A 20,288-nucleotide genomic window follows, 5' to 3' on the forward strand; every position below is an offset into this window, starting at 1 on the left:
CCGAGGAGTCATGGACGAGGACATCCGCCCCACCGGTGCGGCGGCCCCCACGGGCGGGCCGCGGCTGGCCGTGGTGGGACACGTCGAGTGGACGACGATCGCAGGTCTCGACCAGGTGCCCGGCGCCGGTGAGGTGATCCACGCGGAGCGGCTCTGGCGCGGCCCGGCCGGGGGCGGCGCCGTCGCGGCCGTCCGGCTGGCCGAACTGGCCGGCGGCTGCACGTTCTTCACCGCACTCGGCGACGACCACGCCGGGCGGCGCTCGCGCGCGGAGCTCGAACACCGCGGCGTACGGGTGCTGGCCGCCGCCCGGGCCGGTCCTACCCGGGCGGCGGTGAGCATGGTCGACCGATCCGGCGAGCGCACCACGATCACCCTGGGCGAACGGCTGCAACCCACCGCCGCGGATCCCGTCGACTGGGGGGAACTGGCCTCCTTCGACGCGGTGTTCTTCACCGCCGGGGACGCCGCGCTGCTGCGCCGGGCCCGGCAGGCCAGGGTGCTGGTGGTGACGGCGCGCGAGTTCGCCACCGTCCTGGAGTCCGGTGTGAGGGTCGACGCGATGGTGGGCAGCGGCTGCGACCCGGCCGAGCGCTGCGATCCGGCGCTGCTGCGCAGGCCGCCGGGCCTGGTGGTCAGCACCGAGGGCCGGCACGGCGGGGTGTTCACCTGCGGCGGCCAGCCCCCGAGGCGCTACCGGCCGGCCCGCGCGCCCGGGCCCCTGGTGGACACCTACGGGGTGGGGGACAACTTCGCGGCCGTCCTCACGTACGCGCTCGCGGCCGGCTCGGCCACGGGCGCGGCAGTGGACCTCGCCGCCCGGCACGGTGCGGCCTGTGTCGCGCGGCGGGGCCCGTTCACGGCCCGCCCGGCCCCGTCCCGACGGGCGGCCCGGGCGTGAGGCCGATCCTCGTCCTCTGGGACGTCGACGGCACGCTGATCGACGACGGCGCCGTCGGCGAGGCCGTCTACCCGTTCGCGTTCGAGCGCCTCACCGGCAGGCCCGCCCGCCACCGGGTCGCGAGCGCGGGCCGCACCGAACTGGACGTGATGGCCGAGCTGTTCGCCCGGCACGGCGTCGACGGCTTCGAACCGCACCGGGTCGGCGCCGAGCTGACCGCGCAACTGCGCCGTCGGGCCGCCGAGCTCCGGACGGCCGGCCGCGTCCTGCCCGGTGCCGTCGAGGCGCTGCAGGCCCTGCGGGCCCGGCCCGGGGTGACCCAGTCCGTGCTGACCGGGAACCTCCGGGCCAACGCCGCGCTGAAGCTGGGGCTGTTCGGGCTCGCGGAGTTCGTGGACCTCGGCGTAGGCGCGTACGGCGACGACGCACGCGAGCGGGCCGCCCTCCTCCCGGTGGCCCGGCGGCGCGCGGCGGCGGTGCGCGGGCGGCACTTCGACGCCGGCAGCACCGTCCTGGTCGGTGACACCCCGCAGGACGTGCGCGCGGGGCTGGCCGGCGGATCGCGGGTGGTGGCCGTCGCCTCGGGTGCGAGCAGCGGCGCGGTGCTGAGGGCGGCCGGGGCCGATGCGGTCCTCCCCGACCTGCGCGACACCGCCGCCGTGGTCCGTGCCGTCGTCCGCGCGCCGGGCACCGTCCACGCGCCGGGCCCCGCCGTGCGGAGCGGCCGGTGAGCGGGGGCACCGGCAGGGTGGGCCTCGTCTCGGTCGTCATGCCCGCGCGGAACGCCGCGCCGACGCTGGCCGCACAGCTGGAGGCCCTCTGCCGGCAGACCTATCCGGGCCGGTGGGAGCTGGTCGTCGTCGAGAACGGGTCGAGCGACGGCACCCCCGCGCTCCTGCGGTCCTGGCGGCAGCGGATGCCCCGGCTCAGGGTGGTCGGCGTCGCCGGGGGCTGCGGCGTCAACCGCGCGCGCAACATCGGCTGCCGCCGCGCGCTCGGGGAGTTCGTGCTCTGCTGCGACGCGGACGACGTGGTGGCCTCCGGCTGGATGGCCGGCCTGGTCGACGCCCTGCGGACCAGCCCGGCCGTCGGGGGAGCACTCGAACGCCGCCTGCTCAACAGCCGGGTGGCCCTCGCCGCGCGCCCCCCGAAGGAGGCCGACGAGCTGCTCGACACCTTCGGCTTCCTGCCCTACCCGGCGGGTGCCAACTGCGGCTTCCACAAGGAACTCTGGAGCCTCCTGGGCGGCTTCGACGAGAGCTACCGCTACGGCGGCGACGACGTCGAGTTCTTCTGGCGGGCCCAGCTGGCGGGGCACCGGCTGGCCTTCTCGCCCGACGCCGTCGTGCACTACCGGCTCCGTGCCGACGCCCCGGCCATCGCACGCCAGCTCTACCGCTACGGGCGCTCGCACCCCAAGCTCTACCGGGACTTCGCAGGCCACGGCATGCCTGCCTCACGACCGGGGGACGTCGCCCGGGCCTGGTGGAGCACGCTGGTGCACGTGCCCGACCTGCTCGGCCCCGCGGACGCCCGCGCCGCCTGGCTGGCCCAACTCGCCCTGCGGGCCGGTCGGATGGCGGGCAGCATCGGGAACCGGCGGTGCTACCTGTAGGCCGTCCGGGGCCGGGTCGCCGGCGGACGGCGCAGCGGGCCAGGGAAGTCGGCCAGGGGAGTCGGCCAGGGGAGTCGGCCACGGACGTCGGCCAGGGGAGTCGGCCAGGGGAGTCGGCCAGGGAAGTCGGCCAGGGGAGTCGGCGGCCGGGCAGCCGCCTGCCGGAGCCGCCGGCGGACGGCGCGGGGTGGCCGCGCCGCCCGCCGTACCGGGGCTAACCAGCCGTCGTCGTCGGCTGGCGCACGCCATGGGCCGGGGCGGCGTCCTGGGTGAGGTCGGGGAGGGATCGGAGGATCGCGTCCACGCTCTGCTTGGCGTCCCCGAAGAGCATGCTGCTGTTCTCGCGGAAGAACAGCGGGTTCTGCACTCCCGCGTAGCCGGACGCCATCGAGCGCTTGAAGACGATCACCTGTTCCGCCTCCCACACCCGCAGGACCGGCATCCCGGCGATGGGGCTCGACGGGTCGTCGGTGGCGGCCGGGTTGACGGTGTCGTTGGCGCCGATGACCAGGACGACGGAGGTCTTGGCGAAGTCGTCGTTGATCTCGTCCATCTCCAGGACGATGTCGTACGGCACGTTCGCCTCGGCCAGCAGCACGTTCATGTGTCCGGGCAGGCGTCCGGCCACCGGGTGCACGCCGAAGCGGACCTCGACGCCGCTCTCGCGCAGCCGGCGGGTGAGCTCCGCCACCGGGTGCTGGGCCTGGGCGACCGCCATCCCGTAGCCGGGGGTGATGACCACGGACCGGGCCTGCGCGAGCAGCCCCGCCGTCTCCTCCGCGCGGATCTCGCGGTGCTCCCCCTGCTCCTCGTCGCCGCCCGACGGGGCCTCGATGCCGAAGCCGCCGGCGATGACCGAGACGAAGGAGCGGTTCATCGCCCGGCACATGATGTACGACAGGTAGGCGCCGGACGAGCCGACCAGGGCCCCGGTGACGATGAGCAGGTTGTTGTCGAGGAGGAACCCGGCGGCGGCTGCCGCCCAGCCCGAGTAGCTGTTCAGCATGGAGACGACGACGGGCATGTCGCCTCCGCCGATCGAGGCGACCAGGTGCCAGCCGAGGGCCAGTGCCAGGACGGTCACCGCGATCATCAGCCCCAGCCGGGGGCTGACGGTGAACCAGGCGGTCAGCCCCGCGAACGCCGCCAGCGCGCCCAGGTTGAGGCCGTTCTTGCCGGGCAGCGTTAGCGGGCGCGAGGCGATCCGGCCGGACAACTTGAGGTAGGCCACGACGGAGCCGGTCAGGGTGACTCCGCCGATGAAGATGCCGATGAAGACCTCGGCGTGGTGGATGCCCAGCAGTTCGCCGGGGACCAGCGTCTGGGCCGGGCCGTGGGCCTCGACCTCCAGGTAGCTGTTCCAGCCGACCAGCACGGCGGCGAGACCGACGAAACTGTGCAGGACGGCGATGAGTTCGGGCATCTGCGTCATCTCGACCCGACGCGCCTGCCACAGGCCCGCCGCACCGCCGAGCACCATCGCGAGGGCGATCAGGGCGACCGCGCCGGCGGTGATGCTCTGCGCTGCCAGCACGACGGTGGCGACCAGGGCGAGGGCCATGCCGGCGATGCCGTAGACGACGCCGGCGCGCGACGTCCGGTGCTGGGACAGCCCGGCCAGGCTGAGGATGAACAGGAGGGCGGCGACCAGGTCCGCGGCGTGGGATGCCGTCGTGGAAGTCATCGGGGCTCAGCGCCTTTCGGGGGCGGTCGAGAACATGCTCAGCATGCGGCGGGTGACGGCGAAGCCTCCGAAGATGTTCACGCTCGTCAGCAGGACCGCCACGAACGACAGTGCGGTCACGACCCGGCTCTCGTGCCCGATCTGCACCAGGGCGCCGATCACCACGATCCCGGAGACCGCGTTGGTCACCGACATCAGCGGGGTGTGCAACGCGTGGTGGACCTTGCCGATGACGTAGTAGCCGATGATCACCGCGAGTGCGAACACCGTGAAGTTCTCCGCGAGTTGGGCCGGCGCGAAGGCGATCAGCAGGAAGAGGGCCAGCATCCCCACGCCGATCAGGCCGAACCGCGCCGCGGGGGTGAGCCGGGGCCGCCTCGCTCCCACCGGCGCGGCAGGGGCCGAGGGCGGCGTGGCGGGGGCCGCCGACACGGCCACCGGCGGTGGCGGCCAGGTGACCTCGCCGGCCCGGACCACCGTCACGGCCCGCTGGACCACGTCGTCGAAATCGATGACCAGCCGGCCGTCCCCGGCGGGAGTCAGCAGCTTCACCAGGTTCACCAGGTTGGTGCCGAACAGCTGGGAGGCCTGGGTGGCCAGCCGGCCGGCCAGATCGGTGTAGCCGATGATGGTGACACCGTTGTCGGTGACCACCGCCCGGCCGGGCACGGTGCCCTCGACGTTGCCGCCCTGGGCGGCGGCCATGTCGACGATGACGCTGCCCGGCTTCATCGCCGCCACGTCCTCGGCCGTGACCAGCCGCGGAGCCGGCCGACCGGGGATCAGGGCCGTGGTGACGATGATGTCCACGTCCTCGGCCTGCCGGCGGTAGAGCGCGGCGGCGGCGCGGTCGTAGTCGGCGGAGGTCGCCTTGGCGTAGCCGTCGGTGCCCGCCTCCTGGACGACGTCCACGGCCAGGTACTCGCCGCCCAGCGAACGGACCTGGTCCGCGACCTCGGGCCGCGGATCGGTGGCGCGGACGATCGCGCCCAGACTGGACGCCGCGCCGATGGCGGCGAGCCCGGCCACGCCGACACCCGCCACGAGGACCTTCGCCGGCGGTACCTTGCCCGCGGCGGTGACCTGGCCGGTGAAGAAGCGCCCGAACACGTGGGCTGCCTCGATCACCGCCCGGTACCCCGCGATGTTCGCCATCGAGCTGAGCACGTCCATCGACTGCGCCCGCGAGATCCGCGGGACGCCGTCCAGCGCGAGCGCCGTGACGCCCCGCGCGGACAGCTCCTGCACCAGCTCGGGGTGCTGCGCCGGCGCGAGCAGGCCCACCAGGGTGGCGTCCGCCCGAAGCCGGGCGATCTCGTCGACCGACGGTGCGTTGACCTTGAGGACCACCTCGGCCGCCCAGGCGTCGCCGATGATCGCGCCGGCCTCGGAGTAGGCCCCGTCGGTGAATCCGGAGGCCGCTCCGGCCTCCGGCTCGACGACGACCTGGTAGCCGAGGGCGAGCAACTGGCGCACCGTCGCGGGAGTCGCCGCGACACGGCTCTCCCCGGGGGTCGACTCGGCGACCACGCCGATGCGCTGGGGCGGGTGGTGGGTGGGGACCTGTGCAGACATGGCTGGTGTCTCTCTCGTCGGAGGCGCTGCTGACCGGGCATCTGCGGCAGCGGGGAGTGCTCCACCCGCTGGTCGCAGGAACGTACACCTCCCCCGGCCTCCGGGCCGACACCGCGAGCCCGTGATTAGCCTCACTGAGTGCATGACACCGTCGGGGACCTCGGGGACCGGGCGTCCGCCGGGTGGTCGGGTCGCCTCGGCCGCAGAGCGTCTGCCCAGGTCAGCTGTTCGAGGTCGGCGGTGTCGAGGGCCGACGGTGTCGAGGGCCGACGGTGGAGCCCTGAGGCGCCGGGCCGGCAGCCCGGCTCAGAGCAGTCCGTGGTCGCGGGCGTAGAGCGCGGCCTGCACGCGGTCGCGCAGGTGGAGGCGGCCGAGGATGCGGGAGATGTGGTTCTTGACGGTGCCCTCGCTGAGATGGAGCCGGGAGGCGATCTCCCGGTTGGTCGAGCCGCCCGCGATCAGGCGCAGCACGTCCACCTCGCGTCCGGTCAGGGCGTCGGCCGGCCCGGGCGGGCGGTGGTCGGGCTCGCCCGGCGCGGTCGGGCCGGGGGAGGTGAGGACGGCGGAGGTGGGGCCGGGGGCGGTGCTGGGGCTGCTCCTCGGGTCGGTTGGGCCGGTTGGGCCGGGTGGGCCGGTCGGGTCGGTCGGGCCTGTGTGGTCGGGGCTCGCCAGCGCGGCGGCGAGGCGGGTCATCACCGAGGCGTCGAGCTGGGCGACCCCGGCGTGTACGAGGCGTACCGAGCGGGCGAGTTCGGCCGAGGGCAGGTTCTTGAGCAGATAGCCGACGGCACCGGCCCGGAGCGCCCGGGCGACGTAGTCCTGGTCGTCGAAGGTGGTCAGCATGACGACCCGGCAGGACGGCACCCGGGTGGCGAGCGCCGCCGTGGTCTCGATGCCGTCCATGCCGGGCATCCGGACGTCGACCAGGGCCACGTCCGGCCGGTGGGTGACGGCGGCCTCGACCGCCTGGTGCCCGTCGGCGGCGGTACCCACGACGGTGACGCCCGGCTGGATGCCCAGCAGTGAGGCGATCCCCTCCCGGACCAGCTCCTGGTCGTCGACGACCAGGACGCGCACGGGCGCCGCCGCGCCGGTGCCGCTGGTGGAGGCCACCGGTGCGGTGTCCGGCGGGGAGTTCTGTGTGGTGGTCGGTGCCGTGTCCGGCGCGGGATCCGTCGGGGCGTTCATCCGGAGCTCCCCGCGAGCAGGGGGCTGCGCGGGACCGTCACGGTGACGACGGCTCCGGTCGCCGGGCGGGAGGCCGGGCGGTCCTCGATGTCGACGCGCCCGCCGAGGAGTTCGACCCGCTCCCGCATGCCGCGGATCCCGAAGCCGGTGCCGCTCGGCCGGGCGGCCGGGGCGGCGCCGAACCCCTGCCCGTTGTCGGTGACGACCAGTCGGGCCGCGGACGGGCCGTAGGCCGCCGCGACCTCGATGCGGGTGGCCCGCCCGTGGCGGTGGGCATTGGTGAGCGCCTCCTGGGCGGCGCGGTACAGGGCGGTGAGCGACGCGGCGTCGTAGCCGGTCTCGTCCCCGGAGATGTCGAGGGTCACGGTCAGCCGGTCGTCCTCCAGGTGGCGGGCCAGGTCGGCGAGCGCGCGGGTGAGCGAGAACGGACGGGCGTCGCGCAGGGCGCTCACCGACTCGCGGACCTCGGTGAGCGCGCGCCCGGCGGACCAGCGCGCGTCGGACACCGCCTTGGCGGAGGCCAGCGGGTCGCGCTCGCGGAACGCCTCGGCCTTCTCCAACTGGATGGCGATGGCGGTGAGGTGGTGGCCGAGGCTGTCGTGGATCTCCCGGGCGACCCGGTTGCGCTCGCCCGCCGTGGACAGCTCGGCCACCCGCAGGGCGTAGTCGGACAGTTGCTCGTGGGACTGCTCCAACTCGGCGAGGATGCCCTCGAGTCGGGCCCGGCCCTGCTGCTCCCGCACGGCGACGGCGGCCATCGACAGCGCCAGTGCCAGGGCCAGCGCGAACATCAGCAGGTCGGACACGTACGCGGCCTGCACCCACCACCGGGGCACCCACACCGTGTAGCCGGTGACCAGCAGCGCGACGCAGCCCGCTCCGGTGAGCAGCCCGGCCCGCCGGCCGAAGGCCAGGTGGGCGGTGAACGGCACCAGGACGAACAGGGCCCGCGAGACGCCCGAGCCGTCCAGCACGGCGACCACCGAGAACAGCACCACCCGGACGGCGAGCAGGGCCGCGGCCGGGCCCGCCGGGGTGCCCCGGGTGAAGCGGCGGCGCTCGACCGGTTCGAGCAGGAGGAGCAGCACCAGCCCCGCCGCGAATCCGGCCGTCTGCGCCCAGTGCACCGGGCGGTCCGACACGGCGGCGTGGTAGCCGCCGCCGGCCAGGACCGCCGTGTACAGCACGGGCGGTACCCACGGCACGGCGGTCGGTGGCGAGGCCATCCGTCCTCCTCTCGGCCCGGTCCTGCCGGGACGGTCGCGGCCCTGGAGGAGCGCGCCCCTGACGAAGCCCTGCCGACCGTCCATCAACCCGTCCCCCTTCGGCTCCCTCGGCCGGTCGGCCGCCGTGATCGTGCGGCGGCATCCGGCTGTTCACCAGGAACGATACGCGGGCGCGGCCCTCCGGTGCGGGTCCCGTTCAAGGTCTGGCCAATGGTCATGTGTCGATCGGCAGGGGGTGCCCTGGCGGGGGTGCCGAAGGGTGCCGCAGGACTGGCCGTCCGGCACTCCCGGAGGCCCGGTGACGCGGCCTACGTTCGTCCTGTTCCGATCACCGCACTGCTCAGTCCAAGGAGCGTTCACCCCATGTCACGACGTTGGCGTCCACTGGTTGCCCTCGTACCGGCCCTGTTGACGGTCGGCCTTCTCCCCGCCGCCGCCGGCGCGAGCGCCGCCGGTCCGGCGTGCGAGGGCCAGCGGCTGCGCGTCCCCGGCGCGGAGCGCCTGATCTCCCACTGCCTGGCCGACCTGACCACGGCCGGCCTCCCGCTCGACCTCACCAGCGAGGTGGACTACGCGCAGCTCCAGGCGAAGGACGCCGTCAACCCCTCCCACGTCCCCGGCATCCAGCTCGACGGGTACTTCCCGGACACCTCCGCCACCAACACCCACCACGGCTGGAACCACGACAGCCAGTTCGTGATCCGGCTGCCCGAGCACTGGAACGGCGGCCTGGTCGTCGCCGGGCCGCCCGGCACCCGGCGGCAGTACGCCAACGACAAGATCATCAGCGACCAGGTGCTGGCGAGGGGCTTCGCCTACGCCGCCACCGACAAGGGCAACACCGGAGACGAGCTGTACAAGGACGGCGACGAGCCGGGCGACGCGATCATGGAATGGCACATGAGGGTCGCCCAACTGACCGTCGCCGCCAAGCAGGTGGCGGCCAAGCACTACGGCAAGGCGCCGACCCGGACGTACGCCGCCGGGCTCTCCGCGGCCGGGTACCTGGTCCGCTGGCAGCTCGAACACTTCCCGCAGCTGTACACGGGCGGCATCGACTGGAACGGCCTGCTGCTCACCCGGGACGCACCCAACCTGCTGACCAACCTGCCCCCCGCCCTCCGCGCCTACCCCCGCCTCGTGAAGGGCGAGCCCGGTGCGGCCGAGGCCCTGCACGCCGAGGGCTACCCGGAGGGCACGGAGAAGCTGTGGAAGTCGCACTACTACGGTCTGTGGGACTCCTTGCAGCGCACCATCCGTGAGGAGCTCGACCCCGACTACGACGGCGCCACCCAGGGCGGGACGCCGTTCTGCCACGAAGGGACGGGCGCCGGCTGCGACACCGACTACGACTACGCCTCCCGGCCCGCCGCCGTCCACGACGCGGTCGAGCGGGTCTCGCTGACCGGCCGGATATCCCGGCCCCTGATCACCCTCCAGGGCACCTTCGACGTCCTGCTGCCGATCACCCGGACCGGGGACGTCTACGACAAGATGGTCAACGACGCCGGCCGCGGGGACCTGCACAGGTACTACCGGATCGAGAACGGTACCCACACCGACGGCTTCTACGACCTCGTGCCGGACGTGGTCAGGCCGATGCAGCCCTGCTTCACGGCGGCCTTCGACGACCTGGTTGCCTGGACGACGAAGGGCGTCACCCCGCCGCCCAGCCACACCGTGCCCCGGTCCTCCGACACCACCATCAGCGGGTGCACGCTCTGATACCCAGCTCGTCCTGATCGGTGGGTCGTCCGGATCGGCAGGTCGCCGCCCGGGCACCGGACCACCGATCCGCTGACGGCGGGCACCGGCTCCCCTCGGGGCCGGTGCCCGTCCACACCCTCGAAACCCTTGAAACCCTCGAAACGGCCGGTGCCGGCGCGGCACTGGCACAGCCGCCGCTCGGACGCGGCCGGAGCCCGACCCCGGAGGTCGACGTGGTGCCTCACAACCGCCGGACGCGCAGCACGCCGGTCAGCATCGGGAGGGTGAACTCGCCGCGGGCGGACTCCGGTTCGCTCGCGAGGAAGGCGCGGATCCGGTCCAGCGCGGCCTCCCGTTCCCGGTCCGGCATGACCAACACCCCCGCGCGCGTCGCAAGGGTCGCGACGAGGGAGTCGGCGGTCCGGAGCTGCCCGTGCGGGAACTCGACCTGTTCCGGCGAGCCGAACCGGGCGGCCTCGCCGGCCTTCGGAAGGTGCATGTCCGCCGTCTCGGCGCGCCAGCCGGCGGGCGTGTCGCGCGGGCCGACTGCCGCGCTCCCGCCGACCCGGGCGAGCCCGGCAACCCACTCGACCCGGTCGTCCATGACGTTCCACAGACCGGCCAGCACGCCGCCGGGCGCGAGGACCCTGGCGATCTCCGGTCCCGCGACGGCCATGTCGAACCAGTGCATGGCGTTGCCGGCCAGCACGGCATCGACGGAGGCGTCCGGCAGCGGGATCACCTCGGCACTGCCCGGCAGGGCGCGTGCAGCCGGCAGCGAGCGGCGCAGCTCCGCCAGCATCGCCGGGTCGGGCTCGACCGCGATGACTTCGGCTCCCAGCGCGACCAGCGTGGCGGTCAGCTTGCCGGTTCCGGCGCCGAGATCCAGCACGCGCGGGCCGGGCGCGGGTTCGAGTGCCCAGCGCACCGCGGCCTGCGCGTAGTCCGGACGGTGCTCGGCGTACTCGACCGCCGCCGCGCCGAACGACGAGGCGTGAAGCAGTCGTTCATCCTGATCCATGAGGTGACGCTACCGCTGCCGTTGACGGCCGGGTACCCCGCCTCGGCCAGGCCCCGGAGGCGGGCCGTCAACGGCCCGTCAACGATCCCTCAACGGACCGGTGCAGCATCCGTGGTTGGCCGGCGGCCTGGTCGGGGCCATCTGTCCCCGTCGTTCGTGTCCGTCTATCGTGTGCGGACGGACGGACGGACGGACGGACGGACGGACGGACGGTCAGGCGGTCAGGCGGCCGGTCGGATCGGCCGTCCGCCTCGACCGGACAGGACCTCGGGGACCAGGACCTCGGGGACACCGACACGAAGGAGCGCCCTTCCTTGACCACCTACCCCAGGCACGGTGCCGGCTCGCGGAGCTTAGCGGCGCTGACGGCGGCACTGTGCGGGATCATCGGCGCCACCACGCTCGGCGCGACCCCGGCGGCGGCGGCCGATCAGCGCCACCCGATCTACGCCATCGCGCACCGCGTCGACACCCTGGCAGGGGTGGACGCCGCGCTCGACCACGGGGCCAACGGCATCGAGATCGACGTCTGCGCCTGGTGGAACCCGAACGAGTGGCGGGCCTACCACGACTGCTCCTCGGCCGGTGACGCCCGGCTGGGCCCCAGCTTCGACAGCATGATCGACCGCATCCTCTCCAACGCCCAGGCGGGGCGCCGACTGGGGCTGGTCTGGCTGGACATCAAGGACCCGAACTACTGCGGCGAGCAGCCGAACCGCGGCTGCAGCGTCGCCGGACTGCGCGACAAGGCGCAGCGGCTGACGGCTGCCGGGATCCAGGTGCTCTACGGCTTCTACGAGTACCACGGCGGCAGCACCCCGGACGTCGGCGGCAGGGGCTGGAAGAGCCTGGAGGGCAAGCTCGGCAGCCTGGAGGGCATCACGACGACCGGCACCCGCGACCAGGTCCGAAGCGCCTACGACCGGTCCGGTGCCGCGATCCCGGCCGGCCGCCGGGCGATGGACTACGGCGACTCCGACATCACCAAGGGGTTCGGCAACTGCACGGAGCCCACCTACAACACCTGCGCGGAGCTGCAGAAGGGCGCCGCGGACCGTGCCGCCGGACAGCTCGCGGCCACGCTGTCCTGGACGACCACCTACAACGATCCGTGGTACGTCGACAAGCTGCTGGGCGATGCGCAGGTGGACGGCATCATCGCCGGCTACGGCAGCTTCACCGGAGTACGTGAGTACGACAACAGCTGGCAGTGCGCCAACGCCGTCAACCTCGTCCGCGACTGGGTGGGTCGGCACAGCTCCACCCATCGCATGGCCACCAGCGGCGACCGCCTGTTCCGGTAGCGGACAGCGTCACGCGCGCCGACCCGCGCGGCCCGCGCTGCGCCGACCCGCCCGACCCGCACGACCGACGCTGCGCCGACCCGCGCCGGCCCGGCCCGCCGTCGGCGTGACGTGACGCGCGAGCCGTCGCGGGTGCCCCGGTCGCGACGCTCAGCCCCTCACGCGGAGCGCCCGGAGGTACTCGCGGCCGAGCAGGCGCAGGGCGGCGAGCTTGCCCGGGCCGGCCGACCGGCGCAGCAGGGCGGGGACGTCGGCGCGCGCGGCGGCGCTGGTCGCCTCGTCCAGGCCGATCATGCAGCGGACCATGGGCCGGTGGGCGGGCGGGACGAGGCCGACCACGGCGCGGCCCTCGGCGAGGGTCCGGTCGACCTGGTCGAGTTGACCGGTGATCAGCGCCCGGACGGCCGGGAGGTCGCGGGCCTGTTCCAGATCGGCGCGGGTGACCCCGTGCCGGGCCAGGGTCTGCTCGGGGATCGTCAGGCGGCCGTCGGCCAGGTCCTCGGCGAGGTCGCTGACGAAGTCGAGCCGCTGGCTGGCGTCGATGAAGGTGCGACAGGCGGCTCGGTAGGGCGTCTGGTCGCCGTCCGGGCCGAGCAGGGTGGCCACGACCATGAACGCGGGCAGCGAGTAGGCGTCCAGGTAGCGCTGGTAGTCGGCCTCGGTGGCGAACCCGGCGAAGTCGAGGTCGGCGGCGGCTCCGGCGAGGTGCTCCAGCGCGCGCTCGCGCAGGGCGGGGTGCGCGGCGACGGTGTTCAGCAGCGGGCGCAGCTCGGGGTTGGCGGTCCCCCCGGTGCCGAGGCCGTCGGCGACCTCCTGCTCCCAGCGTGTGTACGCCGCCTTCCGGTCGTCGATCGGGCCGCTGTCGAGCAGGCTGTCGGTGCGGTGCATGTAGGCGGTGGCAGCGATCACGTGCGGCACGAGCCGTGCCGGCAGCAGGAGTTGTACGGCCAGCACGGCCTCCCGCTTGTACTGCGTCACCTGCCGGCGCTGTCGGCTGTAGTCCTCGCGCAGTTCGGGGTGGTCGATCCCGGCCGCGTCCAGCGCCCTCTCCCAGCTGCCCACTCGTGTTCGCCCTCTCCCTGGTCGGTGTCCCCCGAGCGTAGACGGCGGTCGGCACGGTCCGTGCAGGAGGCCGTGCGGGGCCCCACGGCCGCACGGCCCGACGCCGCGGACCCCGGCCCGACGCCGCGGACCCCAGCGCGGACGATCGCGCAGCGGGCCGGGTCGGGGAGCCGGTCCCGCCGGACCGACGGGAGCGGAACCGCCGGACCCTCGGAGGTCCGAGGTGGTGGTGCGCCGCCGGGGCCGCCAGCATGACGGCCGGGCGGTGCCCGCCGCCGGGGAGTTCAGGAGGAGAGCGATGCGCAGAACGTGGGTGGGCCTGCTGGTCTGGGTGGCGGCCGCGGTGCTGATGGCGGTGGCCGTTCCGGGGGCGGCCGCCGCGGGGGCCGGGCCGTCGGTGGCCGGACCGCGGTCCGAACGGCCGGCGTTCCAGCTGCCGTTCCCGTGCGGCACCGTCTGGCGGCTGGACACCTGGGGCCACAACCCCGCGCTGGACATGGTGGTGGAGGGCAACACCGGCTCCGACGGCCTGCCGGTGCTCGCCTCGGCCCCGGGCACGGTGTCCGCCACGTACCGCGACGCCGGCTCCGGCAACACCGTCCAGATCAGCCACGGCAACGGCTGGTTCACCGCCTACTACCACCTCAAGGACGACCCTGACGCGTACGTGAAGAAGGGCGACCGGGTGGCGCCGAGCACCACCATCGGCCGCATCGGCACCTCGGGCGCCTCCGGTTGGGCGCACCTGCACTACGAGCAGCGCTACCTCGCCTCGGGCGACTTCACCGACGAGCGCCACCGGGTGCCGGCGCTCCTCGACGGCGTCGAGTACTCCGGCCCGGGCGTCACCTGGCCGAGTGTCACCAGCCACAACTGCACTGCCACGCCGCCGGCCTGGCAGGACTGCCCGAGCGGGTACGTCTGCTTCTACTCCGGCGCCGACGGCACCGGTCCGGTCTGCCGCTCCGACGCCGACCAGCCGGCGAGCACCTGCGGCCTCCGCCGCTCCTTCTTCAACAACGGTACGCCGCAGCCGGGTTACGACCACGTCCAGGTGTACTTCCGGGAGGGCGACAGCCTCTGCCTGCACTACGGCTGGACGGAGGGCCGGGGAAACCTGCCGGTCGGCGGGCGGACGGTCGATCGCTTCGAGTGGCGCGGGGAGTGCTGAGCCGCCTGACAGGCTCATGGCTATCGTTACCTGAATGATTCATTCCGCTCGCTACCCTTCCCCCAGCACCAGCGGGGGAGGGGAACAGCGCGTGTACAGCATCATCGTGGTCCCGGGGCCGGGCATGGAGCCCTGCGGACAGCAGCGGCTGGCCCCCGGGCAGACCCTGCGCTTCGGCCGGGAGGGCGGCGCCGGGGACCTGCTCGTCCCGCACGGCGGCGTCTCCAGGACCGCCGGCGAGATCACCGCCGACGGCACCCACTGGCTGCTCAGCAACCTCAGCCGTACCGCCACCTACGTGGTGGAGAACCCGGAGGGCGCCGGCGAGCACCTCAAGATCGCACCGGGCCGGCTCGGCGCACCGGTGCCCTTCGAGTTCTCCCGGCTCGTCCTGCCGGCCGGCTCCGACCTGATCACCCTGGACGTCTGGGCGCCCCGCCACGACTACGCCGACCGCGACCTGTGGACCGCACCCGGCGGCGAGCCCACCCTGGTGGCGTTCCCGCTCGACCGCTCCAAGCGCTACTTCCGGGTGCTCACCGCCCTCTGCGAACCGCGCCTGCGCGTCGCCCCGCACGCCCCCACCCCCACCGTCGACCAGGTCGTCGAACGGCTGCGCCCGCTCTGGCCGGCCGCCAACCGCGCCGCCGTGCAGTGGAACATCGACTACCTCGCGGTGAAGCTGCGGATCAAGCCCGGCCCGGAGAGCGCCGACCCGGGCCCCCGGCTGGCCGGGAAGAAGGACTCGCTCGTCTCGCTGGCACTGCGCTTCGACCTGGTCCGCGAGGACGACCTCGGCAGCCTGGACGCCGTCCTGCCCGGACCGGCGGCCGCGGGCAGGCCGGTCAGCCCGGTCGGCCCGGTCGGCCCGGTCGGCCCGGTCAGCCCGGTCGGCACCGTCCCGGTCGGCACGGTCCCGGTACTCAGACCCGGCTCCGTACCACTCCCCAGATCCGGCTCCGGACCCGTACCCGGACCCGTACCCCTTCCCTCCCTGCCCGTCCTCTCCGCCCCACCCGCTCCACTCGGCGAAGCCCCACCCCGCGAAGCCCGAACCGGGTCGGCGCCCGTCACGGCCACCGCCGTGCCGGACCAGGCACGGTGACCGCCCGCCGCGGCGGCCCGCCGGAGGGCCTCGTCCCCGTCCCGGCCGGCTACCGGATCGGGCCCTGGACGGTCGGCCGCCTGCTCGGCTCCGGCGCCTTCGGCTGCGTCTTCGCCGCGCGCCGCGCCGTCCCCGAGGCCGGGGTGCCCACCCGGGCCGCGCTCAAGGTCCTGGCGACCGGCACCCGCACCCCGCGCCAGCTCACCCACCTGCGCGAACTCGCCGAACGGGAGACGGCGTTGCTGCGCCGGGTGCGCGCCCCCCGGCTGATCCGGCTGTACGAGGTGCGCACCGTCGACGACCCCGACCGTCCGGAGCTCGACGGCGCCACCGTCCTGGTGCTGGAGGCGGCGGAGGGCTCGCTGGACGACCTGCTCGCCGCCGACCCCGTCCCGCGCGGCGGCCCCGCACTCCTCGCCCACGTCTGCGAGGGCCTGGACCAGCTGCACCGCGCGGGCTGGGTGCACGGCGACCTCAAGCCCGGCAACGTCCTGCTGATGCCCGACGGCACCGCCCGCCTGGCGGACTTCAACATGGCCGCCGAACTGGAGGGCACCCACGCCTACGCCCCGGCCTTCGGCACCGCCGACTACACCCCGCCCGACCTGCTCTGGTGCGAGATCGGCGAACGCGGGCGCAAGATCCGTCCGAGCGCCGACATCTGGGCCTTCGGCGTGCTGGCCCACCTGGTGCTCACGGGCACCCTCCCGCTGCCCGGCGGCACCCCGGCCGCCCGCCGCGACGCCGCCATGCGCTACGCCCGCGGCGAGGAGGGCCTGCGGCTCGCACCCGACCTCCCCGAGGCCTGGCGGGCCGTCCTGACGGACTGTCTGGCCCGCCGGCACGAGGACCGCGCCCCGCACACCGCGGGCTCCCTGCTGCGCCGGGTGGAGGCGGCCGCCGCCGGCCGCCGCGCACCCTGGCGGCCGGGCCCCTTCCTGCGCCGTCGCCGCCGACCGCTGGCGGTCGCCGCGGCCCTCGCGGCCGGCCTGCTCGCCGGCCTCCTGGCAGCTCTGCCGAGCACCGCCGGGGCGAGCGGCTACGACCGCTGCCGCCGCGGCGCGGTGTGCTTCTTCACCGAGGCGGACGGGCAGGGCGAGATCTGCGCCTGGGTCGACGCGGACACCGACTGGTCCGAGGGCGAGACCGGCTGCCCGTGGGCCGCGCAGCGGGCCCCGCGCTCGGTCTTCAACAACGGCCAGGACCTCTCCGAGGGCGCCACCCAGGTCGACGTCCGGTACTTCGCCGACCCCGACCAGCGGACCCTGCTCGGCTGCGTCAAGAACGGCCGGCGCCGCAACCTCTCCGGCGAGGAGCGCCCGCAGTCCCACCTGTGGCTCAGGAGCTGCACTCCCTGATGGCCGGTGCGACCCCGTCCCGGCGGCCACCCTCGGAGTTCCGAGGTACCGCCCGGACGGGCCGCGGGCCACCCTGGAGCCACTCACCGACTCCAGGGGGACACCACCATGAATCTCAAGCGTTCCGTCGCCGGCCTGCTCGGCGCCGCGGCCCTGCTCCCGGCGGTCGTCGTCGGCACCGGCTCCGCCCAGGCCGCCCCGGTCGCCTCCGCCCGGCTCGTGGCGGCGACGCCGACGGTCTCGCCGTCGGTCCCGACGCAGTACTACCGCTACGAGACCGACATGTTCCGGATCCCGTGTCCGAGCGGGAGCCTGTGCATCTCCGTGAACGACCCGGGCGCGCAGAAGTGGAAGGTCTTCTACTTCGACCCGTGCCGGCGCTACTCGGTGTCCAACTGGGAGGGCGACGGCTACTACATCAACAACCAGACCGGGCCGGTGACCACGACGTTCTTCGACCGCTGGGGCAACGGCTTCCCGAACATCCCGGTCGGCGGCAGGGGGTCGTTCAACTGGTCGAACGTCTGGTCGCTGCAGAACTGCTGACCCCCGTCCGGACGGCCCGGTCCCGGTTCCCCACGACCGGGGCCGGGCGTTGCGGCGGCGACCGGCCGCCGGTGCGGTCCGCCGCGGGCCGCCGTGCTGCAGGGGAGCACGGCGGCCTGCCGCGTGCGGCCCCGCACGCCGGCTCGGCCGACGGCGGGTCACAGGTCGGCGCCGGGTCACAGGCGGACGCCGGTCACGGGTCGGCGCCAGGTGTCCTGTTTCCATGTTTTCCATGCATATCTGCCATATCTGCGCGATCATCCCGATGGTGGTGATCCGGTAACGGAGGTGCGGAGAACGCGCGGTGAAGGTCATTCCGATGCGCTAGTCTGACTAGCCGCCAAGGGATCTGACGCAGAATCAGGCACGAAGTGGTCGAATCTGCCGCCCGGCAAGATCGGCCGGACAGGACCTGGTCCGGCTCGTGTGCAGGCAATGCGACCTTCAGGGGTGTGACGTGCATGGCTGACTCCACCGGCTTCACCGGCTTCGCCGGTTCCAGCGGTCCCAGCGGATCCAGCGGTTCCACCGCCGAGACGATCGAGATCGATCTCGGTGACGGCGAGATCCTGCACGCCGCGGTCCGGGGCAACAGACCGCGCCGCGACTCCGGGGACGCCGGTGCCGTCTCCGCCGTCGCGCGACACACCCTCGGCGAGGTGCGCGGGACCATCCGGTCCGTGGGCCGGTGGGCGAGGGACACCGCGGCGCAGTGCGGCGATCCGTCCTCGTTCGAGGTGGAGTTCGGGCTGACCCTCGCGGTCAAGTCGGGGCGGCTGATCGGCGTGCTGGCGGAGGCGGAGGGCGAGGCGAGCCTGGTGGTCCGGCTCAGCTGGGACCGCACCGCTGCCGCTGCCGCGGCCGCTCCCACCGCCTAGGGCGCGGCGCGTGGTCGACAGGGGCGGCGCCCCGCACGGGCCGGCCGTCTGGCTCTCCGACGCCGCCATGACCTTCCTGGGCAGCGGTTTCTACGCCGGTCCCGGCCTGGTGGTGACGTGCGCCCACGTGGTGTACGGCCGTGGGCCGGTCGCGGTGCACGGGGCGCTCGGCGCGCAGCAGGCGCTGTCGGTCACCCGGTGGCCGGCGGACCCGCCCGCGGGCGCCGCGTACTACCCCGCGCCCGACCTGGCGGTCCTGCGCACCGCGGTGCACGGGGAGCAGCCGGTGGCCGTCCTCGCCGCGGCGGAGGCGCCGGTCGGTGCGGAGCTGTCCGCGCACGGCTTCACCACCGTGACCGCCACGGACGGCGTGCAGCCCGACAGTGCGCGGCTGACGGTGGTCGGGCCGTCGGGCGAGTTCGTCCGGCTCGCGAGCGGCTGGATCCGCAAGGGGCTCAGCGGGAGCATGCTGATCGACCCGGGCGACCGGCGGGTGGTCGGCGTGGTCAAGGGGACCGAGGACGACGGCGATCCGGTGGGCGGCTGGATGACTCCGCTCGGCCTCCTGCGGCAGGTGGTGGACCTGCCGTCCGAGCCTCCCCCGGCTCCGCCGCACTCGGTTCGGCCGCACCCGGCTCCGCCCCACCCGGCTCCGCCGCGCCCGTCGGCCGGCCGCCAGGAGTGGGCGGACACGCTGCACCGGATACCCGCGCTGGACGAGGAGCGGGTACGCCACGACCTGGTTCGGCGCATCAACGACGCCCTTCCACCCGAAGGCGGGATACGGCCGCGCGCCGACTCGCTCGCCCTGCCCCACCTGGAGCAGATCGCCGGAGCCTGCCTCGACAACCTCGACCCCTGCGCGGCTCTGGGCGCCCTGGTCGCGGCGATGCGGCGGCTGGCGGGCGGTCATCGGGCGGTGGGCGAGCTGGAGATCATGCTCGACGGGTGCTGTGGAGGTGGGGGCCGATGACGATGCTCGAGGAAGGCGCGGTGCGGGCCCTGGCGGGGGCGCTCAGGGACATCCAGCAACTGGAGAGCACCGACCGGCGCGCCGAACTGGTGCACACCATCAGGCAGACGCCCGGGGTGCAGGACTTCGAGGTCGTCCCCGACAACGCGACGTACACGCACCTCACCCGGATCGCCCGTTCCTGTATCCAGCACCGCAACGCCCCGGCGGCCAGGAGGGCGCTCCACGAGGAGGCGCGGCGGGTGGCCGGCGGCCAACGCGCCGTCTCCTGGTTGGGGTTCTTCAACGCGGTGCTCGACTCCGGCCACCCGGAGAGCTTCAGGATCTGGCTGCTCGACGTCGGCGGCAGGCTCCGTACGGCCGGCTGGGGAAGCAGCCGGTCGCCCGGCGAGCAGGATCCGTTGGGGGAGTTCACCCGGCTGGTCTCCGAGGAGGATCCGGCGCGGATCCGGGCCTTCTGTGCGGCGATCGGCCTCGTGGGCGAGGGGGACGGCGGCGGCATCACGATCGAGGTGTCGCCCGCCGAGGAACCCGGGCCGCAGCCGGAGCCGGGGAGGAGCCGCAGGTGGGTTCTCCTGTCGACCGCGGTCGCGGTGGCCCTGGTCGTGACGGCCTGGGCGGTCTCGCAGTCCGGGGAGGATCGGCCGGCCGTGTCGGTGCCGGTCGGTTGGGACTCGACCGAGCTCCGGCCGGACGGGTCCGCCACCGCGACCGTCGCCGTCCCCGACGGCCGTACCCGGCTGGTGCTGCCGCTGGACCTGAGCGACCCCAACCCGGACAGCGGTGCCTGCTCCGGCGAGGTGGAGCTGTCGCTCGACGGCCAGGGGACGACCACCCGGGGGCTGAAGGAGGTGGTCCGCACCGCTGTGCCCGCACACCAGACCACGCTCACGCTGAAGCTGACCCTGCGGGCCGCGCCGGGCTGCCGGTTCCAACTCAACACCACGGCAGTAGGCTTCGAGGGTTAGGGACCG

The 20,288-nt window shown here is 74.3% G+C and carries 17 protein-coding genes and 1 pseudogene; 12 read left to right on the forward strand and 6 right to left on the reverse strand.

Annotation, left to right across the window (positions count from 1 at the left end; genetic code table 11):
* Window positions 1-10 precede the first annotated feature (10 nt).
* From ACFVVX_RS16055 to ACFVVX_RS16065, 3 genes are read left to right on the forward strand one after another with little or no spacing between them, the layout of a single operon-like run.
* On the forward strand, window positions 11-901 hold the full coding sequence (locus ACFVVX_RS16055; RefSeq protein ID WP_387945769.1) for a PfkB family carbohydrate kinase: 891 nt from the start codon (window positions 11-13) through the stop codon (window positions 899-901).
* Window positions 898-1,632: an HAD family hydrolase gene (locus tag ACFVVX_RS16060; protein ID WP_387945770.1), complete on the forward strand. Its 735-nt coding sequence runs from the start codon at window positions 898-900 to the stop codon at window positions 1,630-1,632. The genes ACFVVX_RS16055 and ACFVVX_RS16060 overlap by 4 nt, the downstream gene beginning before the upstream one ends.
* Window positions 1,629-2,516, forward strand: a complete 888-nt coding sequence (locus ACFVVX_RS16065) for a glycosyltransferase (RefSeq protein WP_387945772.1) — start codon at window positions 1,629-1,631, stop codon at window positions 2,514-2,516. Before ACFVVX_RS16060 ends, ACFVVX_RS16065 begins: the two co-directional genes overlap by 4 nt.
* 214 nt (window positions 2,517-2,730) lie before the next feature.
* Here ACFVVX_RS16065 and pntB read toward each other — a convergent pair whose 3' ends face one another.
* The 4 genes from pntB to ACFVVX_RS16085 form a co-directional block, all read right to left on the reverse strand.
* Window positions 2,731-4,200 carry a Re/Si-specific NAD(P)(+) transhydrogenase subunit beta gene (gene pntB, locus ACFVVX_RS16070; protein ID WP_387945774.1) on the reverse strand — a complete coding sequence of 490 codons (1,470 nt, stop codon included), beginning with the start codon at window positions 4,198-4,200 and terminating at the stop codon, window positions 2,731-2,733.
* A 6-nt stretch (window positions 4,201-4,206) separates the two neighbouring features.
* Complete coding sequence (locus tag ACFVVX_RS16075) at window positions 4,207-5,775, reverse strand: Re/Si-specific NAD(P)(+) transhydrogenase subunit alpha (RefSeq protein WP_387945776.1); 1,569 nt, start codon at window positions 5,773-5,775, stop codon at window positions 4,207-4,209.
* Window positions 5,776-6,081: 306 nt separating this feature from the next.
* Complete coding sequence (locus tag ACFVVX_RS16080; RefSeq protein WP_387945778.1) at window positions 6,082-6,963, reverse strand: response regulator; 882 nt, start codon at window positions 6,961-6,963, stop codon at window positions 6,082-6,084.
* A complete protein-coding gene (locus ACFVVX_RS16085; protein WP_387945780.1) occupies window positions 6,960-8,189 on the reverse strand; it encodes a sensor histidine kinase in 1,230 nt (409 codons plus the stop codon). The genes ACFVVX_RS16080 and ACFVVX_RS16085 overlap by 4 nt, the downstream gene beginning before the upstream one ends.
* Before the next feature lie 363 nt (window positions 8,190-8,552).
* Here ACFVVX_RS16085 and ACFVVX_RS16090 point away from each other — a divergent pair, with 363 nt between their 5' ends.
* Window positions 8,553-9,914 carry a tannase/feruloyl esterase family alpha/beta hydrolase gene (locus tag ACFVVX_RS16090; RefSeq protein WP_387945782.1) on the forward strand — a complete coding sequence of 454 codons (1,362 nt, stop codon included), beginning with the start codon at window positions 8,553-8,555 and terminating at the stop codon, window positions 9,912-9,914.
* Window positions 9,915-10,137: 223 nt separating this feature from the next.
* On the opposite strand, the gene ACFVVX_RS16095 is transcribed toward ACFVVX_RS16090, so the two are convergent.
* On the reverse strand, window positions 10,138-10,917 hold the full coding sequence (locus ACFVVX_RS16095) for a class I SAM-dependent methyltransferase (RefSeq protein WP_387945784.1): 780 nt from the start codon (window positions 10,915-10,917) through the stop codon (window positions 10,138-10,140).
* Between the two features lie 314 nt (window positions 10,918-11,231).
* Here ACFVVX_RS16095 and ACFVVX_RS16100 point away from each other — a divergent pair, with 314 nt between their 5' ends.
* Window positions 11,232-12,221 (forward strand): phospholipase, encoded by a 990-nt coding sequence (locus ACFVVX_RS16100; protein WP_387945786.1) that lies wholly within the window; start codon window positions 11,232-11,234, stop codon window positions 12,219-12,221.
* 150 nt (window positions 12,222-12,371) lie between these two features.
* Here ACFVVX_RS16100 and ACFVVX_RS16105 read toward each other — a convergent pair whose 3' ends face one another.
* The gene (locus ACFVVX_RS16105) at window positions 12,372-13,283 is read right to left on the reverse strand and encodes a phytoene/squalene synthase family protein (protein ID WP_387945788.1); all 912 of its coding nucleotides are present in this window, start codon (window positions 13,281-13,283) and stop codon (window positions 12,372-12,374) included.
* A gap of 298 nt (window positions 13,284-13,581) precedes the next feature.
* Between ACFVVX_RS16105 and ACFVVX_RS16110 the strand changes: the two genes are divergently transcribed.
* The 7 genes and pseudogenes from ACFVVX_RS16110 to ACFVVX_RS16140 all read left to right on the forward strand — a co-directional run bounded on the left by ACFVVX_RS16110 (window position 13,582) and on the right by ACFVVX_RS16140 (window position 20,282).
* Entirely contained in the window at window positions 13,582-14,454 is an 873-nt protein-coding gene (locus tag ACFVVX_RS16110; protein WP_387945790.1) for a peptidoglycan DD-metalloendopeptidase family protein, read from the forward strand.
* Between the two features lie 91 nt (window positions 14,455-14,545).
* A pseudogene (locus ACFVVX_RS16115) lies at window positions 14,546-15,265 on the forward strand (FHA domain-containing protein); the annotation flags it as partial.
* 290 nt (window positions 15,266-15,555) lie between these two features.
* Window positions 15,556-16,917 carry a serine/threonine-protein kinase gene (locus ACFVVX_RS16120; protein WP_387945792.1) on the forward strand — a complete coding sequence of 454 codons (1,362 nt, stop codon included), beginning with the start codon at window positions 15,556-15,558 and terminating at the stop codon, window positions 16,915-16,917.
* A gap of 108 nt (window positions 16,918-17,025) precedes the next feature.
* Window positions 17,026-17,463: a hypothetical protein gene (locus ACFVVX_RS16125; RefSeq protein WP_387945794.1), complete on the forward strand. Its 438-nt coding sequence runs from the start codon at window positions 17,026-17,028 to the stop codon at window positions 17,461-17,463.
* Between the two features lie 461 nt (window positions 17,464-17,924).
* The gene (locus ACFVVX_RS16130; RefSeq protein WP_387945796.1) at window positions 17,925-18,341 is read left to right on the forward strand and encodes a CU044_2847 family protein; all 417 of its coding nucleotides are present in this window, start codon (window positions 17,925-17,927) and stop codon (window positions 18,339-18,341) included.
* Between the two features lie 10 nt (window positions 18,342-18,351).
* Window positions 18,352-19,314, forward strand: coding sequence for a trypsin-like peptidase domain-containing protein (locus tag ACFVVX_RS16135; RefSeq protein ID WP_387945798.1), 963 nt, complete (start codon window positions 18,352-18,354; stop codon window positions 19,312-19,314).
* A complete protein-coding gene (locus tag ACFVVX_RS16140) occupies window positions 19,311-20,282 on the forward strand; it encodes a hypothetical protein (RefSeq protein ID WP_387945800.1) in 972 nt (323 codons plus the stop codon). The genes ACFVVX_RS16135 and ACFVVX_RS16140 overlap by 4 nt, the downstream gene beginning before the upstream one ends.
* Window positions 20,283-20,288 lie beyond the last annotated feature (6 nt).

Source organism: Kitasatospora sp. NPDC058170, from assembly GCF_042883905.1.
In the GTDB taxonomy this organism is placed as follows: Bacteria; Actinomycetota; Actinomycetes; order Streptomycetales; family Streptomycetaceae; genus Kitasatospora.

Excerpts from the sequence above, each read along its gene's own strand:
- ACFVVX_RS16110 (WP_387945790.1), top strand. The coding sequence starts at position 13,582 with ATGCGCAGAACGTGGGTGGGCCTGCTGGTCTGGGTGGCGGCCGCGGTG.
- ACFVVX_RS16090 (WP_387945782.1), top strand. The coding sequence starts at position 8,553 with ATGTCACGACGTTGGCGTCCACTGGTTGCCCTCGTACCGGCCCTGTTG.
- ACFVVX_RS16130 (WP_387945796.1), top strand. The coding sequence starts at position 17,925 with ATGGCTGACTCCACCGGCTTCACCGGCTTCGCCGGTTCCAGCGGTCCC.
- ACFVVX_RS16075 (WP_387945776.1), bottom strand. The coding sequence starts at position 5,775 with ATGTCTGCACAGGTCCCCACCCACCACCCGCCCCAGCGCATCGGCGTG.
- pntB (WP_387945774.1), bottom strand. The coding sequence starts at position 4,200 with ATGACTTCCACGACGGCATCCCACGCCGCGGACCTGGTCGCCGCCCTC.
- ACFVVX_RS16080 (WP_387945778.1), bottom strand. The coding sequence starts at position 6,963 with ATGAACGCCCCGACGGATCCCGCGCCGGACACGGCACCGACCACCACA.
- ACFVVX_RS16125 (WP_387945794.1), top strand. The coding sequence starts at position 17,026 with ATGAATCTCAAGCGTTCCGTCGCCGGCCTGCTCGGCGCCGCGGCCCTG.
- ACFVVX_RS16085 (WP_387945780.1), bottom strand. The coding sequence starts at position 8,189 with ATGGCCTCGCCACCGACCGCCGTGCCGTGGGTACCGCCCGTGCTGTAC.
- ACFVVX_RS16095 (WP_387945784.1), bottom strand. The coding sequence starts at position 10,917 with ATGGATCAGGATGAACGACTGCTTCACGCCTCGTCGTTCGGCGCGGCG.
- ACFVVX_RS16140 (WP_387945800.1), top strand. The coding sequence starts at position 19,311 with ATGACGATGCTCGAGGAAGGCGCGGTGCGGGCCCTGGCGGGGGCGCTC.
- ACFVVX_RS16055 (WP_387945769.1), top strand. The coding sequence starts at position 11 with ATGGACGAGGACATCCGCCCCACCGGTGCGGCGGCCCCCACGGGCGGG.